The organism is Pantoea sp. ICBG 1758 (genome assembly GCF_002928325.1).
GTDB classification, from domain to species: domain Bacteria; phylum Pseudomonadota; class Gammaproteobacteria; order Enterobacterales; family Enterobacteriaceae; genus Pantoea; species Pantoea eucrina.
Genome location: NZ_POWL01000005.1, coordinates 177,413 through 199,233 on the forward strand (window position 1 = coordinate 177,413; position 21,821 = coordinate 199,233).

At 57.3% G+C, this 21,821-nt stretch carries 18 protein-coding genes; 8 read left to right on the top strand and 10 right to left on the bottom strand.

From position 1 onward, the window contains the following. Positions 1-46: 46 nt before the first annotated feature. The 7 genes from rsmG to ravA all read right to left on the bottom strand — a co-directional run bounded on the left by rsmG (position 47) and on the right by ravA (position 9,366). The gene (gene rsmG / locus C1Y41_RS16635; protein ID WP_071668258.1) at positions 47-664 is read right to left on the bottom strand and encodes a 16S rRNA (guanine(527)-N(7))-methyltransferase RsmG; all 618 of its coding nucleotides are present in this window, start codon (positions 662-664) and stop codon (positions 47-49) included. Between the two features lie 48 nt (positions 665-712). Further along, positions 713-2,602, bottom strand: a complete 1,890-nt coding sequence (gene mnmG / locus C1Y41_RS16640) for a tRNA uridine-5-carboxymethylaminomethyl(34) synthesis enzyme MnmG (protein ID WP_104085893.1) — start codon at positions 2,600-2,602, stop codon at positions 713-715. Positions 2,603-3,041: 439 nt separating this feature from the next. Continuing rightward, positions 3,042-3,482 carry an FMN-binding protein MioC gene (mioC, locus tag C1Y41_RS16645; protein WP_039381406.1) on the bottom strand — a complete coding sequence of 147 codons (441 nt, stop codon included), beginning with the start codon at positions 3,480-3,482 and terminating at the stop codon, positions 3,042-3,044. Between the two features lie 153 nt (positions 3,483-3,635). Continuing rightward, positions 3,636-4,097 carry a transcriptional regulator AsnC gene (gene asnC, locus C1Y41_RS16650; protein WP_039381403.1) on the bottom strand — a complete coding sequence of 154 codons (462 nt, stop codon included), beginning with the start codon at positions 4,095-4,097 and terminating at the stop codon, positions 3,636-3,638. 104 nt (positions 4,098-4,201) lie between these two features. After that, positions 4,202-6,340, bottom strand: a complete 2,139-nt coding sequence (ovoA, locus tag C1Y41_RS16655) for a 5-histidylcysteine sulfoxide synthase (protein ID WP_223811799.1) — start codon at positions 6,338-6,340, stop codon at positions 4,202-4,204. A 72-nt stretch (positions 6,341-6,412) separates the two neighbouring features. Beyond that, positions 6,413-7,873 carry an ATPase RavA stimulator ViaA gene (gene viaA, locus C1Y41_RS16660; protein WP_104085894.1) on the bottom strand — a complete coding sequence of 487 codons (1,461 nt, stop codon included), beginning with the start codon at positions 7,871-7,873 and terminating at the stop codon, positions 6,413-6,415. Then, on the bottom strand, positions 7,870-9,366 hold the full coding sequence (ravA, locus tag C1Y41_RS16665) for an ATPase RavA (protein WP_039385671.1): 1,497 nt from the start codon (positions 9,364-9,366) through the stop codon (positions 7,870-7,872). Before ravA ends, viaA begins: the two co-directional genes overlap by 4 nt. 285 nt (positions 9,367-9,651) lie before the next feature. Here ravA and kup point away from each other — a divergent pair, with 285 nt between their 5' ends. Then, entirely contained in the window at positions 9,652-11,520 is a 1,869-nt protein-coding gene (kup, locus tag C1Y41_RS16670) for a low affinity potassium transporter Kup (protein ID WP_039381392.1), read from the top strand. Here kup and qseC read toward each other — a convergent pair. After that, complete coding sequence (qseC, locus tag C1Y41_RS16675) at positions 11,489-12,862, bottom strand: quorum sensing histidine kinase QseC (RefSeq protein ID WP_104085895.1); 1,374 nt, start codon at positions 12,860-12,862, stop codon at positions 11,489-11,491. The genes kup and qseC overlap by 32 nt on opposite strands. Then, a complete protein-coding gene (gene qseB / locus C1Y41_RS16680; RefSeq protein WP_071668262.1) occupies positions 12,859-13,521 on the bottom strand; it encodes a quorum sensing response regulator transcription factor QseB in 663 nt (220 codons plus the stop codon). Before qseB ends, qseC begins: the two co-directional genes overlap by 4 nt. Before the next feature lie 178 nt (positions 13,522-13,699). Here qseB and C1Y41_RS16685 point away from each other — a divergent pair, with 178 nt between their 5' ends. The 7 genes from C1Y41_RS16685 to rbsR all read left to right on the top strand — a co-directional run bounded on the left by C1Y41_RS16685 (position 13,700) and on the right by rbsR (position 20,109). Beyond that, positions 13,700-14,098 carry a YgiW/YdeI family stress tolerance OB fold protein gene (locus C1Y41_RS16685; protein WP_094111666.1) on the top strand — a complete coding sequence of 133 codons (399 nt, stop codon included), beginning with the start codon at positions 13,700-13,702 and terminating at the stop codon, positions 14,096-14,098. Positions 14,099-14,312: 214 nt separating this feature from the next. Further along, positions 14,313-14,732, top strand: coding sequence for a D-ribose pyranase (gene rbsD, locus C1Y41_RS16690; RefSeq protein ID WP_104085896.1), 420 nt, complete (start codon positions 14,313-14,315; stop codon positions 14,730-14,732). 7 nt (positions 14,733-14,739) lie between these two features. Then, entirely contained in the window at positions 14,740-16,248 is a 1,509-nt protein-coding gene (rbsA, locus tag C1Y41_RS16695; protein ID WP_104085897.1) for a ribose ABC transporter ATP-binding protein RbsA, read from the top strand. Then, entirely contained in the window at positions 16,245-17,216 is a 972-nt protein-coding gene (rbsC, locus tag C1Y41_RS16700; protein WP_039381378.1) for a ribose ABC transporter permease, read from the top strand. The genes rbsA and rbsC overlap by 4 nt, the downstream gene beginning before the upstream one ends. A gap of 27 nt (positions 17,217-17,243) precedes the next feature. After that, positions 17,244-18,119, top strand: coding sequence for a ribose ABC transporter substrate-binding protein RbsB (gene rbsB / locus C1Y41_RS16705; RefSeq protein ID WP_039381376.1), 876 nt, complete (start codon positions 17,244-17,246; stop codon positions 18,117-18,119). A gap of 63 nt (positions 18,120-18,182) precedes the next feature. Beyond that, a complete protein-coding gene (rbsK, locus tag C1Y41_RS16710; RefSeq protein WP_104085898.1) occupies positions 18,183-19,112 on the top strand; it encodes a ribokinase in 930 nt (309 codons plus the stop codon). 13 nt (positions 19,113-19,125) lie between these two features. Beyond that, positions 19,126-20,109, top strand: a complete 984-nt coding sequence (gene rbsR / locus C1Y41_RS16715) for a ribose operon transcriptional repressor RbsR (RefSeq protein WP_039381369.1) — start codon at positions 19,126-19,128, stop codon at positions 20,107-20,109. Here the strand turns inward: rbsR and mdtD are convergent. Further along, positions 20,106-21,509: a multidrug transporter subunit MdtD gene (gene mdtD, locus C1Y41_RS16720; RefSeq protein ID WP_104085899.1), complete on the bottom strand. Its 1,404-nt coding sequence runs from the start codon at positions 21,507-21,509 to the stop codon at positions 20,106-20,108. The genes rbsR and mdtD overlap by 4 nt on opposite strands. Positions 21,510-21,821: the final 312 nt, after the last annotated feature.

Genomic DNA, 21,821 nt, shown 5'->3' on the forward strand with positions numbered 1-21,821 from the left:
ATGGTTCCGCTGCCAGAAGCTGAATAAAACCCTGCTTTTTGCAGGCTTATTGCTGCGAAATCACCACAAGATGACGCTCGCCTTCCAGTTCAGGAACGCGCAAGGCTTCAATTTTTTCTACGCTAAAGCCTGCTGGCAGCGAAGCGATCTCCTCATCCGGACGCACGCCTTTCAGCGCATAAAAGCGTCCATGCGTTCCGGGCAATGCGCGGCACCAGGTCAGCATATCTTCCAGTGAGGCAAATGCCCGGCTGATGACACCATCAAACGGTGGATCTGCCGGGAACTCTTCAACCCGGCTCTGGACCGGAGTAATGTTAGTGAGTCCTAACTCATGCTGTACCTGACGCAGAAAACGAACCCGCTTACCCAGGCTGTCCAGCAGCGTAAAATGCGCCTGCGGACGGACAATGGCCAGAGGAATGCCCGGCAGTCCTGGTCCGGTCCCTACATCAATAAAGCGCTCCCCCTGCAGATGCGGCTCTACCACCACGCTGTCGAGGATATGGCGTACCAGCATTTGATGCGGATCGCGCACTGAGGTCAGGTTATACGCTTTGTTCCACTTATGCAGCAGCTCCACATAGCCAACCAGCTGCTGTTTTTGTTGATCGGAGAGCGAAATATTTGCTGCGTCAAGCAGCCGGGAGAGTTTGTTAATCACAGCGAGGTTTCCGTTAACAGGGGCAGTCGAAGCTGCCCCGGTGGTCAGTCAGGCGCTTTTACGCAGCAGACCCTGTTTTTTGAGATAGATCAGCAGAATTGAGATCGCAGCTGGCGTGATGCCGGAAATACGCGATGCCTGGCCAATAGAGGTCGGCTTATGGTCGTTGAGCTTGGCGATCACTTCGTTTGACAGGCCATTAACCTGACGGTAATCGAGATCGACAGGCAGCAGCGTATTCTCATTGCGCAGCTGGCGATCTATCTCCTCCTGCTGACGCGCAATGTAACCCTCATATTTAACCTGAATTTCAACCTGCTCGGCTGCCTGTTCATCAGACAGTGCCGGACCATAGTCCGCCAGCGTCATCAGTCGGGCATAGGTCATCTCCGGACGACGCAGCAGATCCTCTGCGCTGGCTTCTTTTGTCAGCGGTGCGCTGATGATGCTGTTTACGTCAGCCACATTCTCTGACTTCGGATGCACCCACAGGCTGCGCAGACGCTGGCGCTCCTGCTCAATCGCCTCCAGCTTCTGGTTATAGCGCGCCCAGCGCGCATCATCGACCAGTCCCAGCTCACGGCCCGTTTCAGTCAGACGCAGATCGGCATTATCTTCGCGCAGCATCAGACGATACTCAGCGCGGGAGGTAAACATGCGGTATGGCTCTTTGGTACCCAGCGTGCAGAGGTCGTCGACCAGCACGCCGAGATAAGCCTGATCGCGGCGCGGTGCCCAGCCCTCTTTGTCCGCAGACTGCCGTGCAGCGTTAAGGCCAGCCAGCAGTCCCTGGGCTGCCGCTTCTTCATAACCGGTGGTGCCGTTGATCTGGCCGGCAAAGAAGAGACCGTGGATAAACTTGCTCTCCAGCGTGGGTTTCAGATCGCGCGGATCGAAGAAATCGTACTCGATAGCATAGCCAGGGCGCACAATGGTGGCGTTCTCCAGCCCTTTCATTGAACGGACAATCTGCATCTGTACATCAAAAGGCAGACTGGTTGAAATTCCGTTCGGGTAAATTTCATTGCTGGTCAGCCCTTCCGGCTCCAGGAAGATCTGGTGGGCGTTGCGATCGGCAAAGCGCATCACTTTATCTTCGATAGATGGGCAGTAACGCGGACCAATCCCCTCAATGACGCCCGCATACATCGGGCTGCGATCGAGATTATTACGGATCACATCATGCGTCTGTTCGTTGGTATAGGTGATCCAGCAGGGAACCTGCTGCGGATGCTGTGCCACGCTGCCCATAAACGAGAACACCGGCATCGGCGTATCACCGTGCTGTGGCGTCAGTACAGAGAAATCGATCGAACGCGCGTCAATGCGCGGTGGCGTACCGGTCTTGAGACGGTTGACGCGCAGCGGCAGCGCCCGCAGCCGTTTTGCCAGCGGAACAGAAGGCGGATCGCCGGCGCGTCCACCGCTGTAATTATCAAGACCGATATGAATTTTGCCATCGAGGAAGGTGCCAACGGTCAGCACCACGGTTTTAGCCCGGAATTTTAGTCCCATCTGCGTGACGGCACCTACCACCCGATCGTTTTCGACGATCAGATCGTCAACCGCCTGCTGGAAGATCATCAGGTTGGGCTGGTTCTCCAGCGCGGTGCGTACCGCCTGGCGGTACAGTACACGGTCTGCCTGAGCACGCGTAGCGCGCACCGCCGGACCTTTGCTGGCGTTTAGTATCCTAAACTGGATACCTGCCTGATCGATTGCCGTGGCCATCAGGCCGCCGAGGGCGTCCACTTCCTTTACCAGGTGTCCTTTCCCGATACCACCGATTGCCGGATTGCAGGACATCTGTCCCAGCGTGTCGATGTTATGCGTGAGTAACAGCGTCTGCTGACCCATTCGGGCGGCCGCCATAGCGGCTTCGGTACCCGCATGACCACCACCGATTACGATGACGTCAAAAGGATCTGGATAAAACATGAAGTGGGTCCTCGTTAAAGTTCAGACAGGGATCGTTGCCCTGGGCGGTGGATTCTACTGAAATTATGGTTCAGGCGAAAGCGGCGGATCCTGCGTGTTTATAGAAAGGATCTTTACTCTTTTATATGATCTTCTTGTTAGATCTCTTATTAGGATCGCCGGTTTCTGTGGATAACGTGGCAAACCCGTTATTTTACATCAGCCTGGGAAGGATCGTTTGCTGTGAAAGATCGGTGATCCTGATCCAGATAAGCTGGGATCAACTTTGCTGGTTATCCACAGATGAAAAAAGCATCAGCGGTTATTCTTGGGATAACTACCGGTTATACGCATGATTCAGGCTGGTTTATCCACAGTAGATCGGAAGGATCCGGAAGAAATACAGTGTAATCGTCTGGGGATCGTCACTATTTCCCGATCCCCTGCCGGTTATGATCCGTCAGATCTGCTCAATCCAGCCAGCGACCCAGGCTTCAGCGGCATCTTCCGGTATTTCATGCTCAAGCATGTCGATTTCCAGCCGTTCCCCGATGCGCGTTGCGCCCAGCGCGATCAGCTGAGCCTCCAGGGTTTTTATTGCGCCACAGAAAAGATCGTATTCGCGGTTGCCGATGCCTGCTGCGCCAAAGCGCACGGCGGAAAGATCGGGCTTTTCAGTCTGCAGCGCCTCATAAAAGGGCAGCAGATTGTCCGGCAATTCACCGGCGCCGTGTGTGGACGTTACCACCAGCCAGATACCCGAATCAGGCACCTCATCAAGCGCCGGGCCGTGCAGTACGCTGGTTTTGAAGCCCGCATCCTGCAGCTTCTCTTCTAAATGTTCTGCGACATATTCGGCACTGCCAAGGGTACTGCCGGTGATTAAGGTAATATCAGCCATGATCGTCTCCCGCACTAAAGGCAGGCATTGTACGCTGTGATCAAGCCGTGATCCACCTGTGGAAAACAGGGTTAATAAAAGAAAGCATCCGCCGACAAACCGGATACCGCGCCGGATCGCTGCTGCATAACTTTATGCACAGGCTGGTGCGGTTCAGGGCTTGATGGTACGCATGATCGGGTTTTGCAGCGAGATCAGCGTCTCAGTGGACTGGATCTCATCAATAGTCTGGATCTTGTTGATCAGCACCTGCTGCAGCGCATCGATAGATCGGCACATGACCTTAATAAAGATGCTGTAGTGACCGGTGGTATACCAGGCTTCAACCACCTCATCCAGCGCTTCAAGCTTGCTGAGCGCTGCCGGATAGTCTCGTGCGCTCTTCAGAATGATGCCAATAAAGCAGCAAACATCGAATCCCAGCTGGCGTGGATCGATTTCCACGCGCGTACCGAGAATAATGCCGGCCTGACGCATTTTCTCAACGCGGACATGAATAGTGCCGGGGCTGACATTGAACTGCTTTGCCAGCTCTGCGTAAGCCGTGCGGGCGTTCTCCAGCAGCGCATTGAGTATGCCGCGGTCGAGATTATCCAGTTGCAGATGTTCTGCCATCATCCTTCCTCTTAAATTCGTCTTCGCTGAACAGAGGTGAATGTGCAGGAATTTAGCGGGGCAGGCAAGATGCAGACTGCGGGCATGCCGCAGTCTGCACGCTTTTAGCGCTTACGCCAGAGCGTAAGCTGCGCCTGAGTATGCTGAAACTTGCGTGCGGTTTCGCGGATCACAAAGGGAACATCCTGCGGCGGCGCGATTTCATCAAACTCGTCGCGCAGAAGGCGCTGCAGTGCCTGGCAGGTGGTCAGCGCTTCGCCGTTTTCGCGGATACCGCCCAGCCAGTTCTCTTTCGGCGTGAACTCCTCAAGCCAGGTGTAAGGTGAAGAGATCGCCAGCACGCCGCCCTGACGGATCATCGGTGCGATATCCTGCAGGAAACGCTTTGGCTGACGCAGACGATCAATCAGATTGGCGGCCAGCACCAGATCGTACCGATCCGGCTGCGGCTTCAGGTTGCAGGCGTCACCCTGAACGAATTGGATCCGCTCCGCCTGCTGCCGGTCCGTGCCGATCTCCTTCAGGCGCACCTGGCGATACGCCACCAGCTCGCCCTCCTCCGGTACCACGTAGCGGAAATCCTCACCGGAGGTGAGCTGCAGCGCCACGTCGATAAAGCGTGCGGAGTAGTCCATGCCGGTAACGGCAGCAAAGTGACGCGCCAGAGCAAAGCTGGCGCGACCGGTGGCACAGCCGATATCCAGCGCATGCTCGCGCTGATGGCAGTGCGGCAGCACCAGCTCAATCAGTTTTTCGGCATAATTTTCCACGCCGTAGTAGCCAGGCCCGTACTGGAAATCGAGATACTGCGACACCATGCCGTCGGTTTCATACGGGTTAAGCTGCATACTCTCCTGATGCGCTGACACCACGTAACGGAAGCCGGCATGCTGGAAAAAGTGGCGGCGAAACGCGTAGCGCGACGATTTTAACGCCTCATTACCGGTTGAGATCCAGCTGCCGCCTTTGATGATGGCATGCTTGCCGTCAAAGGTAGGCGTGGAAAAATCGTCATACAGCGGATGTACGCGAAATCCTTCAAAGCCATTGATGGGCGTGGTGGTCCACTGCCAGACGTTCCCCACCAGATCAAAGAACGCGCCCTGGGAAAAATGATCCACCGGACAGGAGGAGGCCCAGTACGCGAGATTGATATTACCGGGTGCCTGCTCCCAGTCTGGCTGATCGCCGCTGACCTGTTCGCGCAGCAGCATATATTCCGCCTCACATGGCAGCTGAATTGTCTTACCGCTTTTGTCTGCCAGCCAGCGGCAGAAGGCGGCCGCTTCCAGCTGATTAACTTCAGCCGGCCAGTCCCACGGCATCGGGACTTCCTGCGTCATCAGGCGCAGGCGCAGCGCGTCAGGTTGGGTGATATCACCGACCCAGAAAGCAGGCATCTGCGCCCCGGCAAATGTCCGCCAGCCCTCTCCCTCTTCATCCCACCAGCGCGCCGTCTGATAGCCACCGGCAGCGACAAACTGATAAAACTCCGCGTTGCTGACCAGCATTTTGCTGGCCTGGAAGGGGCCGAGCTCGGTTTTCTGATGGCCATACTCATTGTCCCAGCCATAAGTCTCATCCGTTTTTCCCTGCAGCACCGATCCACCCGCCAGCGCAATCAGACTGTTTTCCGGCACCGCGGCGCGATCGTGACGCGCCAGCGGGCAGGCAGGCCAGACGGGCTGCGGCTGCACCCACTCCAGCGGCAGCTGGCGGATCAGCACGCTGGAGGTTTCCAGATGGATGCGCTCATGCTCAATGCCCATCAGGATCACCCAGGCCGGACTCTCCCAGCCGATCGGCAGCTCAAGCGGCATCGTACGGATAAAATCAGTCACCAGCGCTTTCACTTTGCCGCGGTAGTCGCGCACTTCTGCCACACCGGGCCAGTCGTAGTGGGCGTCATTGAGATCGTCCCAGCTCATCTCATCCACACCAATCGCCATCATCGCCTCAATGCGCGCGTCAACACGGCGATCGAGATAGCGTCCAGCCATCAGCTTGTTGATATAGAAAGATGCGGTATGGCCAAAATAGAAAATCAGCGGATGGCGCAGCGAAATCGCTTTATTAAACCAGGCGCGCTCATCGCTCAGGCAGTCGAACAGGCTTTCATACAGCGTCCAGGTCTGAGTGAAATAGGCGAGCAGTTCGGCACGTTTCTCTTCAGCAGTGCCACCGGAAAGGCGCAGGGTGCGGGTCGGAGCAGGCAGCTGGCAGGGCAGATCGGCGATTGTCACAGTGAACTCCATAAAGCTGAATAAACACAGCGGGTCATTCACTATAGCAAACAGGCGTGTCTGTCAGATGAATCAGCGCGTCCAGCGACGCAGCAGGCGGCTTTTCAGCCCGGTATCGAAGCGCCAGATATGATCGAAGATGCGCAGAATGCCGGGTTTGCCATGCGCTGACATCGCCACGGCGTGAAACCGCTGCTGCTGCATCCGCTGTCGCTGCTTTATGGTCTTAATCAGCTCTTCCGGCAGGCGCTGGGCGATAAAGTCCGACACGATCACCGCGTCTGCCTCCTGCCACTGGCTGCCTTCCATGCGCTGCACCACGGCACTCAGGCAGGCCGTCAGATCGGTACCGCCGCGAAAACGCTGGCTGAGGAAACGAATCGCCTGTTCAATGCCGTTATCGGCGGTCAGCTCATAGCCGACCACCTCATGGGCAAACAGCATAATGTAGCAGCGACGCCGATCTGCCAGGGCGATTTTCAGCAGCGCAAGGCAAAAGGCCTTGGCGCAGCGTTCATTAAACCCGCCCATAGAGCCGGACGTATCCACGCAGACAATAAACGGACCGCGCGGCTCTGTTTCATGCTGCTGATGGCTCACCGGCCGCAGCGCGGTTTTTTCGTGCCAGGCATCACCCTGCAGGCGATAGGTCAGCAGGCGTTTTTCTACCAGACGCCGGTAAAATTCCAGCTCCAGTTCACTGATACTGAGCGCGGCCAGTTCCGGCGGCAGCAGGCGCAGCACATCATCGCTCTGATGAATGCCGCTGACCTCTTCCGGCACGTTATCTGGCTCATGCACCAGCTGATGAAACGCTTCCAGCGGCGCATCGCGTGACGGCACCGATTTGGCTTCGCGGCTGCGGCCTAACTGCTGCGCCAGCTGCATCAGCTCCGGCTGCTGCGCCAGAAACGCACCATATTGCACAATTAGTGTGTAGTCGCCTGGCTGCAGCGAGGCTTTGCTGAGATCCCACAGCCGGCCGGCGGCGGCCTCATCTTCATCGCTCAGCACCGGCGCCAGCTGGCCGCTCAGCGCCATACGCTGCTGCAGTTCCGCCAGCAGCCGTTCACGCTGCGCCTCCAGCAACGTTTCATTCAGCGTCAGCGTCTGCAGCGTCAGGCTCAGTCGCCAGCGCTGCAGGAACAGCCGGTGCTGCGCGTTGCTCAGTTCCGGGCCTTCATTACGCTGCAGCAGCATCCTGGCTTCGGTGAGAAAAGGGGATGGCAGCTTCTGCAGCTGCTCAAGGAGGTGCGGCAGCTGAGCGCTGAAATCACGGCTGCTGAGCAGCTGTAACCGCTCAAACAGCTGAAACTCCTGCGCCAGCACGGCGGGCACGGGCGTCGATCTCATCTGCCCGGCGATTTCAGCGCGCCAGCGCGGCAGATCGCGCAGCATCGCCTGCTTCATGCGGGGAAATTTTTCGAAAAACAGCGTCAGCTGCGGTGTGGCCAGCAGCGCCAGAATCAGCTCATCAATCAGCTCCGTTTCACCAATTGAGAGCAGTGTGCTGAGCGTCTCCAGCGAGATCATTTCCGCGCCTGTTTCAGCTGCTCGGCGACATCCTGCAGGCTGGTCTCAATGCGTGCCAGCCAGTCATCGCTGATAAACAGGCAGCGCTGATGCTGGCTGAACAGCGCCCGCTGCGCCCGCAGGCGGGCCTCAAGCGCATCATATTCATCAACGATTTCCGGCGGCAGCGCCTGCAGGCTCGCCGCTCCGGGCAGCGTCAGGCGCGCAGACTGCAGGCTGACATCGCGTAGCGTCAGGCAGTGATGGGTATCGACCACCAGATCGAGTGACTGTGCAAAGCCGATGCCGTTCAGCTTGCCGCGTATATCTCCGCCTTTCAGCAGCCACTGTACCAGGGCCTCACGGCTTACCACTATATGGCTGACCTGCATATCGTGCAGCGTCAGCGGCTGCTGCAGCATCAGGGTCAGCTGTTCGCCGGCAACCGACTCCGGCAGCTCATAATGTGGCTTACGGCTGAACATGCCGCTGTGTTTCTCCAGCGTCAGCGCCTGCGCCACGCTCTGCTGCTGCTGCAGTGCCAGACGCTGCGCATTGATCTGCTGCAGCCGGTGCAGCATCGCCTGCTGCTGCCAGGCGTGCTGCGTCATCAGCGCATCCATTTCCCGGTCCAGCAGCGTCATCGAAGCGATGTCGTGCCAGAGGCAATCTTTGAGCAGAACCAGATCGATAGGCGCAATCGCCGTGCGCCCGCTGTAAAAGGCGCTGGCCTGCAGCAGATGAATCGCTTTTTTCCAGCGACGGTCAGAGATGTAGGGCGCATCCGGCAGGTTTTCCAGCTGCTGACGCAGCTGATAGATAAGCTCAAACACATCGTCAGGCAGCTTTACCTGACTGATGCCCTTTTGCCACTGCAGATACTCTTCATCGCTGATGCAGAGCGACTCCGCGACCGGATTGACGTTCTCATCCTGCTGGTGGGTCAGCATGCTGCGAAAATTTTGCTTCTCATGTACGTTATCGAGCCACAGGCGGATAAGCATGCGGTCATAGAGCGCTTCAAGGCCGCTGTCAGCTTCCGGCAGCTCGTTTGAGGCGGTCACCAGCAGACGCATCGGGATCGCCTCTTCGCAGTCGCCGTTCCGGAAGCGGCGTTCGTTAATGGCGGTCAGCAGCGTGTTCAGAATGGCCGGACCCGCTTTCCAGATCTCATCCAGAAAGACGATCTCCGCATCCGGCAGATAGCCTCTGGTCAGACGCTGATAGCGGCCCTCATCTTTCAGTGCCTGAATCGACAGCGGGCCAAACACCTCTTCCGGCGTGGAGAAACGGGTCATCAGATATTCAAACGCACGGGCGTGCTGGAAAGCATATTTAAGGCGACGGGCAATTAGGCTTTTGGCAATGCCGGGCGGGCCGAGCAGAAAAACGCTTTCGCCGCTTAACGCTGCCAGCAGGCAGAGGCGAATGGCATGGTGCCGTTCATACAGCCCTTTTTCCAGCGCATTACTCAGTCGGGAAATTCTTTCTGCCAACAGATGGGGTTGAGCCATAATCACATCATTGTCCTTCTGAACCTGGTGCCGTTACGGTCTGGCGAGCGCAATACTCTACTGTTTATCATGCTTGAATGCGTTGATAGCCGTCAGCTTTTTTGTTTCAGAAGGTTGTGGCAGCACAACGTGCGGTTTTCAGCCCGTTTTCTGCAGGATTTTCGGCGAAAAAGCAGAGTACGCTGCGTATTATCATCAGCGCTGTCTGTTGGTTTCTGCCAATTATGTGCATACTGTGCGCTTTTTGATGGCCTGAGTCGCAACGGCTCCAACACAAGACACCCTATGAGCTCGGATAAGAAACAGTCTCTTAGCGCCGTCACGCTGGCTGCAATCGGCGTGGTCTATGGCGACATTGGCACCAGCCCGCTGTATACCTTACGTGAATGCCTTTCCGGCCAGTTCGGCTTTGGCGTTGAACGCGAAGCGGTATTCGGCTTTTTATCGCTGATCTTCTGGCTGCTGATTCTGGTGGTTTCGCTGAAATATATCAGTTACGTCATGCGCGCGGACAATGCGGGTGAAGGCGGAATTCTGACGCTGATGTCGCTCGCGGGTCGTCACACCGGCGCGCGTGCCACAGCCGTTCTGGTGATCATGGGGCTGATCGGCGGCAGCTTCTTTTATGGTGAGGTGGTGATCACCCCGGCCGTATCCGTGCTCTCAGCGATTGAGGGACTGGAGATTGCCGCGCCCGGTCTCGACACCTGGATCGTCCCGCTGGCGATCGCCGTGCTGACGCTGCTGTTTATAATCCAGAAACAGGGCACCGGTATCGTAGGCAAGCTGTTTGCGCCGGTTATGCTGGTATGGTTTCTGGTGCTGGCCGTGCTGGGCGCGCGCAGCATCCTGAATAATCCTGATGTACTGCACGCGATGAATCCTTACTGGGCGCTGCACTTCTTTGTTCAGTATAAGTCGGTCTCCTTTTTTGCGCTGGGTGCGGTGGTACTGGCGATCACCGGCGTCGAAGCGCTTTATGCGGACATGGGACACTTCGGCAAATTTCCGATCCGTCTGGCGTGGTTTGTGGTGGTGCTGCCTTCGCTGGTGCTGAACTATTTTGGCCAGGGTGCGCTGCTGCTGGCGCATCCGGAAGCGATAAAGAACCCGTTTTTCCTGCTGGCACCGGACTGGATGCTGATCCCGATGCTGCTGCTCGCTACGCTGGCGACGGTTATCGCCTCACAGGCGGTGATCTCCGGCGTCTTTTCCCTGACGCGTCAGGCGGTGCGGCTCGGTTATCTGCCGCCGATGCGCATTGTTCACACCTCTGAAGAGGAGTCAGGACAGATCTACATTCCGGTCATTAACTGGCTGCTCTACGCCGCGGTGGTGATTGTGATTGTTGGTTTTGAGCACTCCAGTAATCTGGCGGCGGCCTACGGCATTGCCGTGACCGGCACTATGGTGCTGACGGCGATCCTCTGCGCCACGGTGGCGATTCAGAACTGGCACTGGAATCGCTATCTGGTCATGCTGATGCTGGCCGCGATGCTCTGCATTGATGTGTCGCTGTTCTCCGCTAACCTGATCAAAGTATTCTCCGGCGGCTGGCTGCCGCTGACGCTGGCGCTGATGATGTTCATCATCATGACGACCTGGAAAAGTGAGCGCTTTCGTCTGCTGCGCCGCATGCATGAGCACGGCAATTCGCTCGATGCGATGATCGCTTCACTGGAGAAATCACCGCCGGTACGCGTATCGGGTACGGCGGTATATATGTCGCGTGCGCTGAACGTGATCCCTTTCGCGATGCTGCATAACCTCAAGCATAACAAAGTGCTGCATGAGCGCGTGGTGCTGCTGACGCTGCGTACGGAAGATTCACCCTATGTGCATAACGTACGCCGGGTCACCATTGAACAGCTGTCGCCTACGTTCTGGCGCGTGGTGGCGAGCTACGGCTGGCGCGAGACGCCAAACGTAGAGGAGATTTTTCACCGCTGCGGGCTGGAGGGGCTTAACTGCCGGATGATGGAGACCTCATTCTTTATGTCGCATGAATCGCTGATCATCGGTAAGCGGCCCTGGTATCTGCGCCTGCGCGGCAAACTGTTCCTGACGCTGCAGCGTAACGCGCTGCGCGCGCCGGATCAGTTTGAAATCCCGCCTAACCGTGTTATCGAGCTGGGTACGCAGGTCGAGATTTAGCGCCGCTGCGTTGCCGGATTAGCGTGATGCGCAGCCCCTGCGGCACGGCGTGACTGAAGTGCAGCTGCAGATCGTGCAGCTGCGCAATATTTTTCACAATCGACAGCCCCAGGCCGCTGCCGCTCTGTGCCTGGCCGGGCGGACGCCAGAAGCGTTCGCCGAGCCGCGCCAGCTGCTCGTCCGATACGCCCGCACCATTGTCTTCAACCACTATGCTGTCCGTCTCCAGCCGCAGCGCTATCCGGCTCTGTGCCGGCGCATAGCGCAGCGCATTATCCAGCAGATTACGTATCATCAGGCCCAGCAGCAGCGGATGACCGTTCATCACCGGCGCGGCATCGCTGGTCAGTGTTATCTCTGTCTGCTGCGCGGCGGCCTGCGGCAGATGTTCAGCGACCAGCGCCTGCAGCAGCGGGAGCAGCGCGACCGGCTGAAATTCACTGCGCAGATCGTCCGCTTCAACGCGCGACAGCGTCAGCAGCTGATCCACCAGCCGGGTTGCACGGATAATACCGCTATCGAGCTGCTGCAGCGCCCGCCGTCGCACCTGCTCATCATCTTCGGCCAGCTGGATCACCTCACTTTGCACGCGCAGGGCAGCCAGCGGGCTGCGCAGTTCATGGGCGGCATCGGAGGTGAAGCGACGCTCGCGCTGTACCAGCTGCGCCGTGCGTCCGAAGAGATCGTTGAGCGCCGCTACCAGCGGCTGTACCTCACGCGGCAGATGCGTAACCGGCAGCGTGGTCGCGTCATCCGGCGCACGCTGCTGCAGCCGGTGCGCCAGCTGCTTCAGCGGCCGCAGTTCATACCACACCAGCAAGAGCAGCAGCAGCAGCATAAACGGCATCGCGACAAGCCACGGCAGCAGGGCGGCGGACGCCAGATCGAGCGTCATATCATCCCGGTACTCCTGCTCCTGCCCCACTACCACGCGATACTGTTTATCGGGTGACGTCAGCCAGAGCAGACGCCAGCGCTCATCGTCGTCACGCAGCTGCCCGTCACGAAAGCCGTCGCGTCGCGTATCGAACGATAACCCGCGCCCGTTCTCGCCGTCGTTGAGCAGCGGCGTACCGTCGGTGCGGAACACCGCAAATGCCAGGGCGTCATCATCCTGATCGCCGCGGTGATGGCGTAAAAGGGTTTTGGTTTTCGGTAATGCCGCGTGATGCAGGCTGGTGGGGTCGAGCGCCAGCAGCCGTTTGGCAAACAGCATCTGCTGGGTATCAAACAGTTCATTAACCGTATCGCGCGTCTGCTGCCACGCGCTCCAGCCGGCGCTGGCACCGCACAGCAGGATCAGCAGCACAAAACCCGTTGCCAGGCGCACAAACAGGCTCATTCTGCCGCTCCCAGCGTATAGCCAATACCGTGCACGGTGCGGATAAACTGACTGCCCAGCTTTTTGCGCAGATGATGAATATGTACTTCTACCGCGTTGCTGGAGACATCGTCATCCCAGCTGTAAAGCTTCTCTTCAAGCTGGCTGCGCGTCAGCACCTGAGCCGGATGTCGCAGAAACAGCTCCAGCAGCGCCAGTTCGCGGCTTTTCAGTTCAAGCGGTTCGCCATTGAGCAGAACGCTGTGGCTGGCGGGCTGCATGACAACATTGCCGTGCCGCAGCTCAGGCTGCAGCTGGCCATGCCGGCGGCGGATCAGCGCCTGCAGTCGCGCAGCCACTTCAGTCAGTGCGAACGGTTTGCAGAGATAGTCATCGGCACCCAGCTGTAAACCCTGTACGCGCTGGTCCAGTGCGTCGCGCGCGGTGAGGATCAGCACCGGAATATCCGCGCCTGCAGCGCGCCACTGGCGCAGGATCTCCAGCCCGTCGCGTTCCGGCAGCGACAGATCCAGCACCACTGCATCCCAGGGCGCTGCGCTCAGCGCCTGACATCCGGCCTCACCGGATATAAACCAGTCGACGCTGAATCCCAGTTTTGTCAGGCCAACCTTCAGCCCGTCGCCAATCAGCGTGTCATCTTCAATCAACAGAATTCGCATTGTGCTCTCCCCCGGCTACAGGCGAGTTATACGAAGCCCGTCCGGGCTTGTACAGGCCAGCAGCGCGATTTTCAGCTATTTTTCACGCAACGGTAAAAAACAGCGCTCCTTAAGATCCTGTTAAGAACTCTCTGGTCTACTGCTGATATTCCACCTGTTCACAGAAATGAGGTAACTAATGAAAACACGTATCGCGTTACTGACCCTGATTGCCCTGGCCACCGCACCGGTACTTGCTGCGCCGCAGGGCGGCTTTATGGATCCCGCTGCGCCAGCCGCACAAAGTAATCAGGCGGGCGGTTTTAAAGCGGGCGAAGCCAGCGTCGTGACGGTAAAACAGGCTGAAGAGATGAAAGATGACAGCTGGATCACCGTGCGCGGGACGCTGGAAAAGCAGACTGGCGATGAAGATTATCTGTTCCGCGACAGCAGCGGCACCATGAAAGTGGAAATTGACCACAAGCGCTGGAACGGCGTGACCATTACGCCAAAAGATCGCGTCGAACTGACGGGCGAGCTGGATAAAGATTTCAATGCCACTGAGCTTGATGTGAAACAGGTTCGCAAACTGCCATAACTCTGTTGTGAAGCCACTGCCTGAGTGGCTTCATTCATTCTGATGGGCCCATATCATCCTGCTCCCTGCCTCTCTGTACTCCCTTACCCAAATTTTTCCGGCCGACAGCGAAACGTTTCGATGGCGATCACACTTCCGTGATGGTGTCATTGCGTTACTATGCTGCTTTTATACACTGCTCCACAGCGAAACGTTTCGCTGTGGAGTGGATGAAATGAAAAAAGGTCGCCTGTTACACGCTGAACTCTCTCATGTGATTGCCCGCCTCGGGCATACCAATACGCTGACTATTGCGGACGCGGGCCTGCCTGTTCCGCACGGCCCCCGGCGTATTGACCTGGCGTTAACGCCCGGTACGCCCGGATTTTTACAGGTTGTGGAGGTAGTCACACAGGAGATGCAGGTAGAAAGCGCCCTGATTGCGGAGGAGATAAAAGAACATAATCCGCAGCTTCACAGCCAGCTGCTCGCCGTGCTCGAAGCGTTGCAACAGCACCAGGGGAATAGCATCACCGTCCGTTACATCAGTCATGAACAGTTCAAACAACAGACGCAGTGCAGCCAGGCGGTCATTCGCAGCGGAGAGTGTTCTCCGTATGCGAATGTCATCCTGAGCGCCGGCGTCACCTTCTGAGGCCGCTATGCAACCCTTACTGCAACTTAAAGGAATCGAAAAGTCGTTTCCTGGCGTAAAGGCGCTGAATGGTGCCTCGCTGGCGGTCTACCCGGGGCGCGTTATGGCGCTGGTAGGCGAAAACGGGGCCGGTAAATCCACCATGATGAAGGTGCTGACCGGCATCTACACCATGGACGCCGGCTCGCTGCAGTGGCTGGGTGAAGCTGTCGCCTTCTCCGGCCCTAAAGCGTCGCAGGAGGCAGGCATCGGCATTATTCATCAGGAGCTTAATCTGATCCCGCAGCTGAGCGTGGCGGAAAATATTTTCCTCGGCCGGGAGTTTGTAAACCGGTTTGGCCGTATCGACTGGAAAAAGATGCATCGCGAGGCAGAGTCGCTGCTTAAGCGTCTTAACCTGCGTTTCAGCAGCCACAAACTGGTGGGCGATCTCTCAATTGGCGACCAGCAGATGGTAGAGATTGCCAAAGTACTGAGTTTTGAATCGCGCGTCATCATCATGGATGAGCCGACGGATGCGCTGACGGATACCGAAACGCTGTCGCTGTTTCACGTTATCAATGAACTGAAAGCGCAGGGGTGCGGCATTGTCTATATCTCGCACCGTATGAAAGAAATTTTTGAGATCTGCGATGACGTAACCGTATTTCGTGACGGGCAGTTTATTGCCGAACGCGCCGTCAGCGATCTGAGCGAAGAGCAGCTGATTGAGATGATGGTGGGACGCAAGCTGGAAGATCAGTATCCCCATCTCGATCAATCGCCCGGTGAAATCCGTCTGCAGGTTGAAAAGCTTTGTGGTTCAGGCGTGGAGGATGTCAGCTTTACCCTGCGCAAAGGTGAAATTCTGGGGATTTCAGGGCTGATGGGGGCCGGGCGCACTGAGCTGATGAAAGTGCTGTATGGCGCCCTGCCGCGCCGCAGCGGCAGCGTCACGCTGAATGGCCGTACCGTGACCGTACGTTCGCCGCAGGAGGGGCTCGCCAGCGGTATCGTGTATATCTCTGAAGATCGTAAGCGTGACGGACTGGTGCTCGGAATGTCGGTAAAAGAGAACATGTCGCTGACGGCGCTGCGCTATTTCAGCCACGCCGGCGGTAACCTGAAACATGCGGAAGAGCAGCTGGCGGTAGGCGATTTTATCCGCCTGTTCAATGTAAAGACGCCCTCAATGATGCAGCCAATTGGCCTGCTCTCCGGCGGTAATCAGCAAAAGGTGGCGATTGCCCGCGGCCTGATGACCCGTCCGGACGTGCTGATCCTGGATGAACCCACGCGCGGTGTCGATGTGGGTGCCAAAAAAGAGATTTATCAGTTAATTAATCAGTTCAAAGCGGAAGGGCTGAGCATCATTCTGGTGTCATCGGAAATGCCGGAAGTGCTGGGCATGAGCGATCGCATTCTGGTGATGCATGAAGGCCATATCAGTGGCGAATTTTCCCGCGAGCAGGCTACCCAGGAATCCCTGATGGCGGCGGCGGTCGGTAAGCAACACAGCGAGGATTTAGTCGTATGAGTACCCAAACCCTACCCGCCAGCCGCCGCTGGTTCAGCAAAAGCTGGCTGCTGGAGCAGAAGTCACTGATTGCGCTGATTGTGCTGATCGCCGTGGTCGCCAGCCAGAGCCCGAACTTCTTTACGCTGGCCAACATGTTCAACATTCTGCAGCAGACCTCGGTCAACGCCATTATGGCGGTGGGCATGACGCTGGTGATCCTGACGTCAGGCATCGACCTGTCAGTGGGATCGCTGCTGGCGCTTACCGGTGCGGTTGCCGCGTCTATTGTCGGCATGGAGGTCAATGCACTGGTTGCCGTTGCCGCTTCTCTGGCGCTGGGCGCGTTTATTGGCGGCATCACCGGCGTGATAGTTGCGCGCGGCAGGGTGCAGGCGTTTATCGCCACGCTGGTGATGATGCTGCTGCTGCGCGGCGTCACCATGGTTTACACCGACGGCAGTCCGGTGAATACCGGCTTCAGTGAAAACGCCGATCTGTTTGGCTGGTTCGGTATCGGTCGTCCGCTGGGGATCCCGACGCCGGTATGGCTGATGGCGCTGGTGTTTGCGCTGGCGTGGTACATGCTGCATCACACCCGCCTCGGTCGCTATATTTATGCGCTGGGCGGTAATGAAGCCGCTACCCGTCTGTCAGGTATCAGCGTTAACCGCGTCAAAATTACCGTCTATGCGCTGAGCGGACTGCTGGCAGCGCTGGCAGGCACGATTGAAGTGGCCCGTCTCTCCTCAGCACAGCCTACGGCTGGCACCGGTTATGAACTGGATGCGATTGCTGCAGTGGTACTGGGCGGCACCAGCCTGGCAGGCGGTAAAGGCCGTATTATGGGTACGCTGATTGGCGCGCTGATTCTGGGCTTCCTGAATAATGGCCTGAACCTGATGGGCGTATCTTCCTACTACCAGATGATTGTTAAAGCCGTCGTGATTTTACTGGCGGTGCTGGTAGATAACAAAAGCAGTAAATAACTCTGACCCTCACACAGGATCCTGTAAATGAAAAAATTAACTGCACTGGCCGTCATTCTTGGTGCCACCCTGAGTGCCGGCGCAATGGCCAAGGATACGATTGCGCTGGTGGTTTCTACCCTCAATAACCCCTTCTTTGTCTCGCTTAAAGATGGCGCTCAGAAAGAAGCGGACAAGCTTGGCTACAACCTGGTGGTGCTGGACTCCCAGAACAACCCGGCAAAAGAGCTGGCTAACGTGCAGGATCTGACCGTTCGCGGCACTAAGCTGCTGCTGATCAACCCGACAGATTCCGACGCTGTTGGCAACGCCGTAAAAATGGCTAACCAGGCAAATATCCCGGTGATCACGCTGGACCGTATGGCAGCACAGGGCAAGGTAGTGAGCCACGTCGCCTCTGACAACCGCTTTGGCGGTAAAATGGCGGGCGATTTTATTGCGAAAAAAGTGGGTGACGGCGCAAAAATCATTGAGCTGCAGGGCATCGCCGGCACATCAGCCGCACGCGAGCGCGGTGAAGGTTTCAAGCAGGCCGCTGATGCGCACAAATTTGCTATTCTTGCCAGTCAGCCGGCTGACTTCGATCGTACTAAAGGGCTGAACGTGATGCAGAACCTGCTGCAGGCGCATCCGGATGTGCAGGCGGTGTTTGCACAAAACGATGAGATGGCGCTGGGTGCGCTGCGTGCGCTGCAGACCGCCGGTAAAACCGATGTGCTGGTGGTTGGATTTGATGGTACGGCTGACGGCGTGAAAGCGGTAGAGTCCGGTAAACTGACCGCAACCGTGGCGCAGATGCCGGATAAGATTGGTATGATTGGCGTGGATACCGCAGACAAAGTGCTGAAAGGTGAAAAAGTGCAGGCGATCAACCCGGTTGACCTGAAACTCGTCACTAAATAAAACCAAAGAAAAGCGTGGCCTCGCGTCACCCTCAGGGTGGCGCAACTTCCTGGATCTCTCCCTATGAGTAAATGCGCAAAACTGGCGGTAATGGGCAGCATCAACGCCGATCATATCCTGAACCTGAGTCACTTCCCGCGCCCCGGTGAAACCGTTATCGGTAAGGCGTATCAGATTGCGTTTGGCGGTAAAGGCGCTAATCAGGCGGTGGCAGCCGGACGCGCGGGGGCTGATATCGCCTTTATCGCCTGTGTAGGTGGCGATGACACGGGCGAACGCATCTGTGAACAGCTGCAGCGCGACAATATTGATATCGCGCCGGTTGAAGCCATCCCGTCAGAGGCAACCGGCGTGGCGATGATCTTCGTCAACGGTGAAGGTGAAAACAACATCGGCATTTATGCCGGCGCGAACGCCGCGCTGACGCCAGACTATGTACGGCGTCATCAGCAGGTGATCGCTGACGCTGAGGCGCTGCTGATGCAGCTGGAATCCCCGCTGGAAAGCGTGCTGACGGCAGCGCAGCTTGCGCGACAGCACGGCACGCAGGTGATCCTCAATCCGGCCCCTGCGACCAGGCTGACGGATGAATTGCTGGCACAGATTGACATCATTACGCCTAACGAAACCGAAGCGGAGATCCTGACCGGGATTGCCGTTACCAGTGACGCTGAGGCCGCACAGGCAGCGCAGGTGCTGCATGCCAAAGGGATCCGCACCGTGCTGATTACGCTGGGGCGGCGCGGCGTATGGCTGAGCGAACAGGGTAACGGCGAGCGCATTCCTGGTTTTAACGTACAGGCCGTTGACACCATTGCCGCAGGTGACACCTTCAACGGTGCTTTTATTACCGCGCGGCTGGAAGGCATGACGATGCATGATGCGGTACGGTTTGCGCATGCGGCAGCGGCGATTGCCGTAACGCGGCCCGGCGCTCAGCCTGCTGTACCGTGGCGCCGCGAAATCGACGCTTTCCTGCAGCAACAGGAATAAGCGCTTGGCTACCATGAAAGATGTTGCCCGTCAGGCGGGCGTCTCCACCTCTACCGTTTCGCATGTGATCAATAACAATCGCTTTGTCAGCGAGCAGGTGCGCGAAAAGGTTGAACAGGCCATCCGTGAGCTGAACTATGCCCCTTCGGCGCTGGCGCGCAGCCTGAAGATCAGACAGACGCGTACTATCGGTATGTTACTGACGGCCAGCAGCAACCCTTTCTATGCTGAGGTCGTGCGCGGCGTGGAAAACAGCTGTTACGAACGCGGCTATAGCCTGATCCTGTGTAATACCGAAGGGGATGAAGAGCGCATGAATCGCAGCCTGGAAACGCTGATGCAAAAGCGCGTGGATGGCCTGCTGCTGATGTGCACGGAGACGCATCTGCCTTCGGCTGAGATCCTGAATCGTTATCCCTCGGTGCCGATGGTAATGATGGACTGGGCACCGTTTGAGGGACGGGGCGATATCATTCAGGATAATGCCTTACTGGGCGGCGAAATGGCGACCCGCCATCTGATTGAACGAGGCTACCGGCGTATTGCCTGTATTGCGGGACCGCAGGACAAAACGCCGGCGCGACTTCGTCTTGAAGGCTTTCATAAAGCGATGGCGGCGCACGGTTTAACGGTACCTGATGGGTATGTAGTTGACGGCGACTTTGAGTTCCAGGGCGGATTCAATGCCATGACGCAGCTGCTGGCGCTGGAGCCGGTACCGGAGGCGGTGTTTACCAGTAACGATGCGATGGCCGTTGGCGTCTATCACGCGTTGTATCAGGCGGGCCTGCAGGTACCGCAGGATATTGCGGTTATGGGATATGACAACATCGAACTGGCCCGCTATCTGACACCGCCGCTGACCACGGTACATCAGCCAAAAGATGAGCTGGGCGAGCTGGCTATCGATACATTGATTCACCGCATGGGCGCGCCCGACGCCAGTCAGCAAACGCTGGTGCTGACGCCGGAGCTGGTGGAACGCGGTTCTGTTTAAGCCGCTTTCTTTTTCTTTTCCCGGTTGGCGATCAGGTTACGGCCGTCGCCGGGCCGCAGTAACAGAAACGCGGCGGCAGACAGCACGGTAATGACGCCCATCGTCAGAAACGTAGCGTGGAACTGCTGCACGGTCGTACTTTCAAAATCCTGGTAAAAGCGCAGCACCGCCGCGCTGACCGCAACACCAAAGCTGATAGAAACCTGCTGCGTTACCGCCAGTACGCTATTGCCACCGCTGGCGTTGTCATCATTCAGATCGGCCAGCGTAATCGTGTTCATCGCGGTGAACTGCGTTGACATCGCCATGCCCAGCACAAACAGCGCTATCAGCAGCATAACTGCGCCCTCACCCGGTGACTGTAGCGAGAAGCTGGCGATCAGGATACCGATAATGATGGTGATGCCCACCAGGGTCCGGCGATAGCCAAAACGGCGCAGCACCTGCGTCACCGTCGATTTAGCCAGCAGCGAGCCAATGGCCGTAGGTCCCATCATGCAACCTGCAATAATAGCCGGATAGCCGAAGCCCACCTGGAGCATCAGCGGCATCAGAAAGGGAATACAGCCGGTGCCGAGGCGCGCCGCAATATTGCCGAGAATGCCGACAGAAAAGGTGCGGGTGCGGAACATCGGCAGGCCGATCAGCGGTGCGGAATGGCGTCGCGCATGCAGTATATAAAGAAGCAGCAGTGCAAAGCCGCCAAACAGCACCAGCAGCGCCTGCCATGACGCAACAATGCGCTCGCCGAACAGCTCAATGCCCACTGAGATCAGCACCAGCCCCAGACCGAAAAGAAGAAAGCCGGTAAAATCGAAGCGGCGTTTTGGCGTGGTGAAATCCGGCATATATTTACGCGCGTAAAAAATACCGGCAATACCAATGGGAATATTGATCAGGAAAATCCAGTGCCAGCTGGCGTAGGTAACCAGCAGGCCTCCCAGCATCGGTCCGAGGATAGGCCCGACCAGACCCGGCATGGTCACAAAGTTAAGCACCGGCAGCAGTTCACTGCGCGGATAGGCACGCAGCAGAGCCAGACGCGCCACCGGCATCATCATGGCACCGCCCACGCCCTGCACAATGCGTGACACCACCAGAATAGTCAGCGAGCCCGACAGGGCGCAGGCCAGCGATCCCAGCGTAAACAGTGAAACGGCAATAATAAAAATACGGCGCGTGCCAAACCGGTCGGCCAGCCAGCCGCTGACGGGTATCAGCATAGCGACAGTCAGGGTATAGCTGATAACGGCGGACTGCATAGCAAGGGGGGAGCGTTCAAGGCTGGTGGCAATGGCCGGCAGCGCTGTATTAAGAATGGTTGCGTCGAGTGCCTGCATAAAAAACGCCATTGCGGCTATCCACGGCAAGCCAGCCATACTGCGCGCAGAACGAATCATCGAAAATCCTTCTATTGGTGGTGCTGGCAAACAGCATTATCAGAAAAGAATAGCATTGCAGTTACAGGCGATGACGTTGATTTGTGCCTCTTACGAGGCCATTTTGGCCATTAATTGGTCATATAATGCCTGCTTTTAGCGCTTTCGCTCAAAAAAGAGACGCTCAGCTATTTTTTTGCAATAAACACTTGTCACCCGGCGAGAACTCCCTATAATGCGCCACCACTGAGACGGCAAAGCGGCAACGCAGACGGGCTCAGCAGGGCGTGAAGCGATTCACCCCGCCGGAGAAAACGCTGAAAAAAGTGGTTG

Coding starts and splice junctions, on each gene's coding strand:
- mdtD (WP_104085899.1), bottom strand. CDS start 21,509: ATGATTCGTTCTGCGCGCAGTATGGCTGGCTTGCCGTGGATAGCCGCA.
- qseB (WP_071668262.1), bottom strand. CDS start 13,521: ATGCGAATTCTGTTGATTGAAGATGACACGCTGATTGGCGACGGGCTG.
- rbsA (WP_104085897.1), top strand. CDS start 14,740: ATGCAACCCTTACTGCAACTTAAAGGAATCGAAAAGTCGTTTCCTGGC.
- rbsD (WP_104085896.1), top strand. CDS start 14,313: ATGAAAAAAGGTCGCCTGTTACACGCTGAACTCTCTCATGTGATTGCC.
- C1Y41_RS16685 (WP_094111666.1), top strand. CDS start 13,700: ATGAAAACACGTATCGCGTTACTGACCCTGATTGCCCTGGCCACCGCA.
- rbsR (WP_039381369.1), top strand. CDS start 19,126: ATGAAAGATGTTGCCCGTCAGGCGGGCGTCTCCACCTCTACCGTTTCG.
- rbsB (WP_039381376.1), top strand. CDS start 17,244: ATGAAAAAATTAACTGCACTGGCCGTCATTCTTGGTGCCACCCTGAGT.
- asnC (WP_039381403.1), bottom strand. CDS start 4,097: ATGGCAGAACATCTGCAACTGGATAATCTCGACCGCGGCATACTCAAT.
- qseC (WP_104085895.1), bottom strand. CDS start 12,862: ATGAGCCTGTTTGTGCGCCTGGCAACGGGTTTTGTGCTGCTGATCCTG.
- rbsC (WP_039381378.1), top strand. CDS start 16,245: ATGAGTACCCAAACCCTACCCGCCAGCCGCCGCTGGTTCAGCAAAAGC.
- kup (WP_039381392.1), top strand. CDS start 9,652: ATGAGCTCGGATAAGAAACAGTCTCTTAGCGCCGTCACGCTGGCTGCA.
- viaA (WP_104085894.1), bottom strand. CDS start 7,873: ATGATCTCGCTGGAGACGCTCAGCACACTGCTCTCAATTGGTGAAACG.
- rbsK (WP_104085898.1), top strand. CDS start 18,183: ATGAGTAAATGCGCAAAACTGGCGGTAATGGGCAGCATCAACGCCGAT.
- mioC (WP_039381406.1), bottom strand. CDS start 3,482: ATGGCTGATATTACCTTAATCACCGGCAGTACCCTTGGCAGTGCCGAA.
- mnmG (WP_104085893.1), bottom strand. CDS start 2,602: ATGTTTTATCCAGATCCTTTTGACGTCATCGTAATCGGTGGTGGTCAT.
- ravA (WP_039385671.1), bottom strand. CDS start 9,366: ATGGCTCAACCCCATCTGTTGGCAGAAAGAATTTCCCGACTGAGTAAT.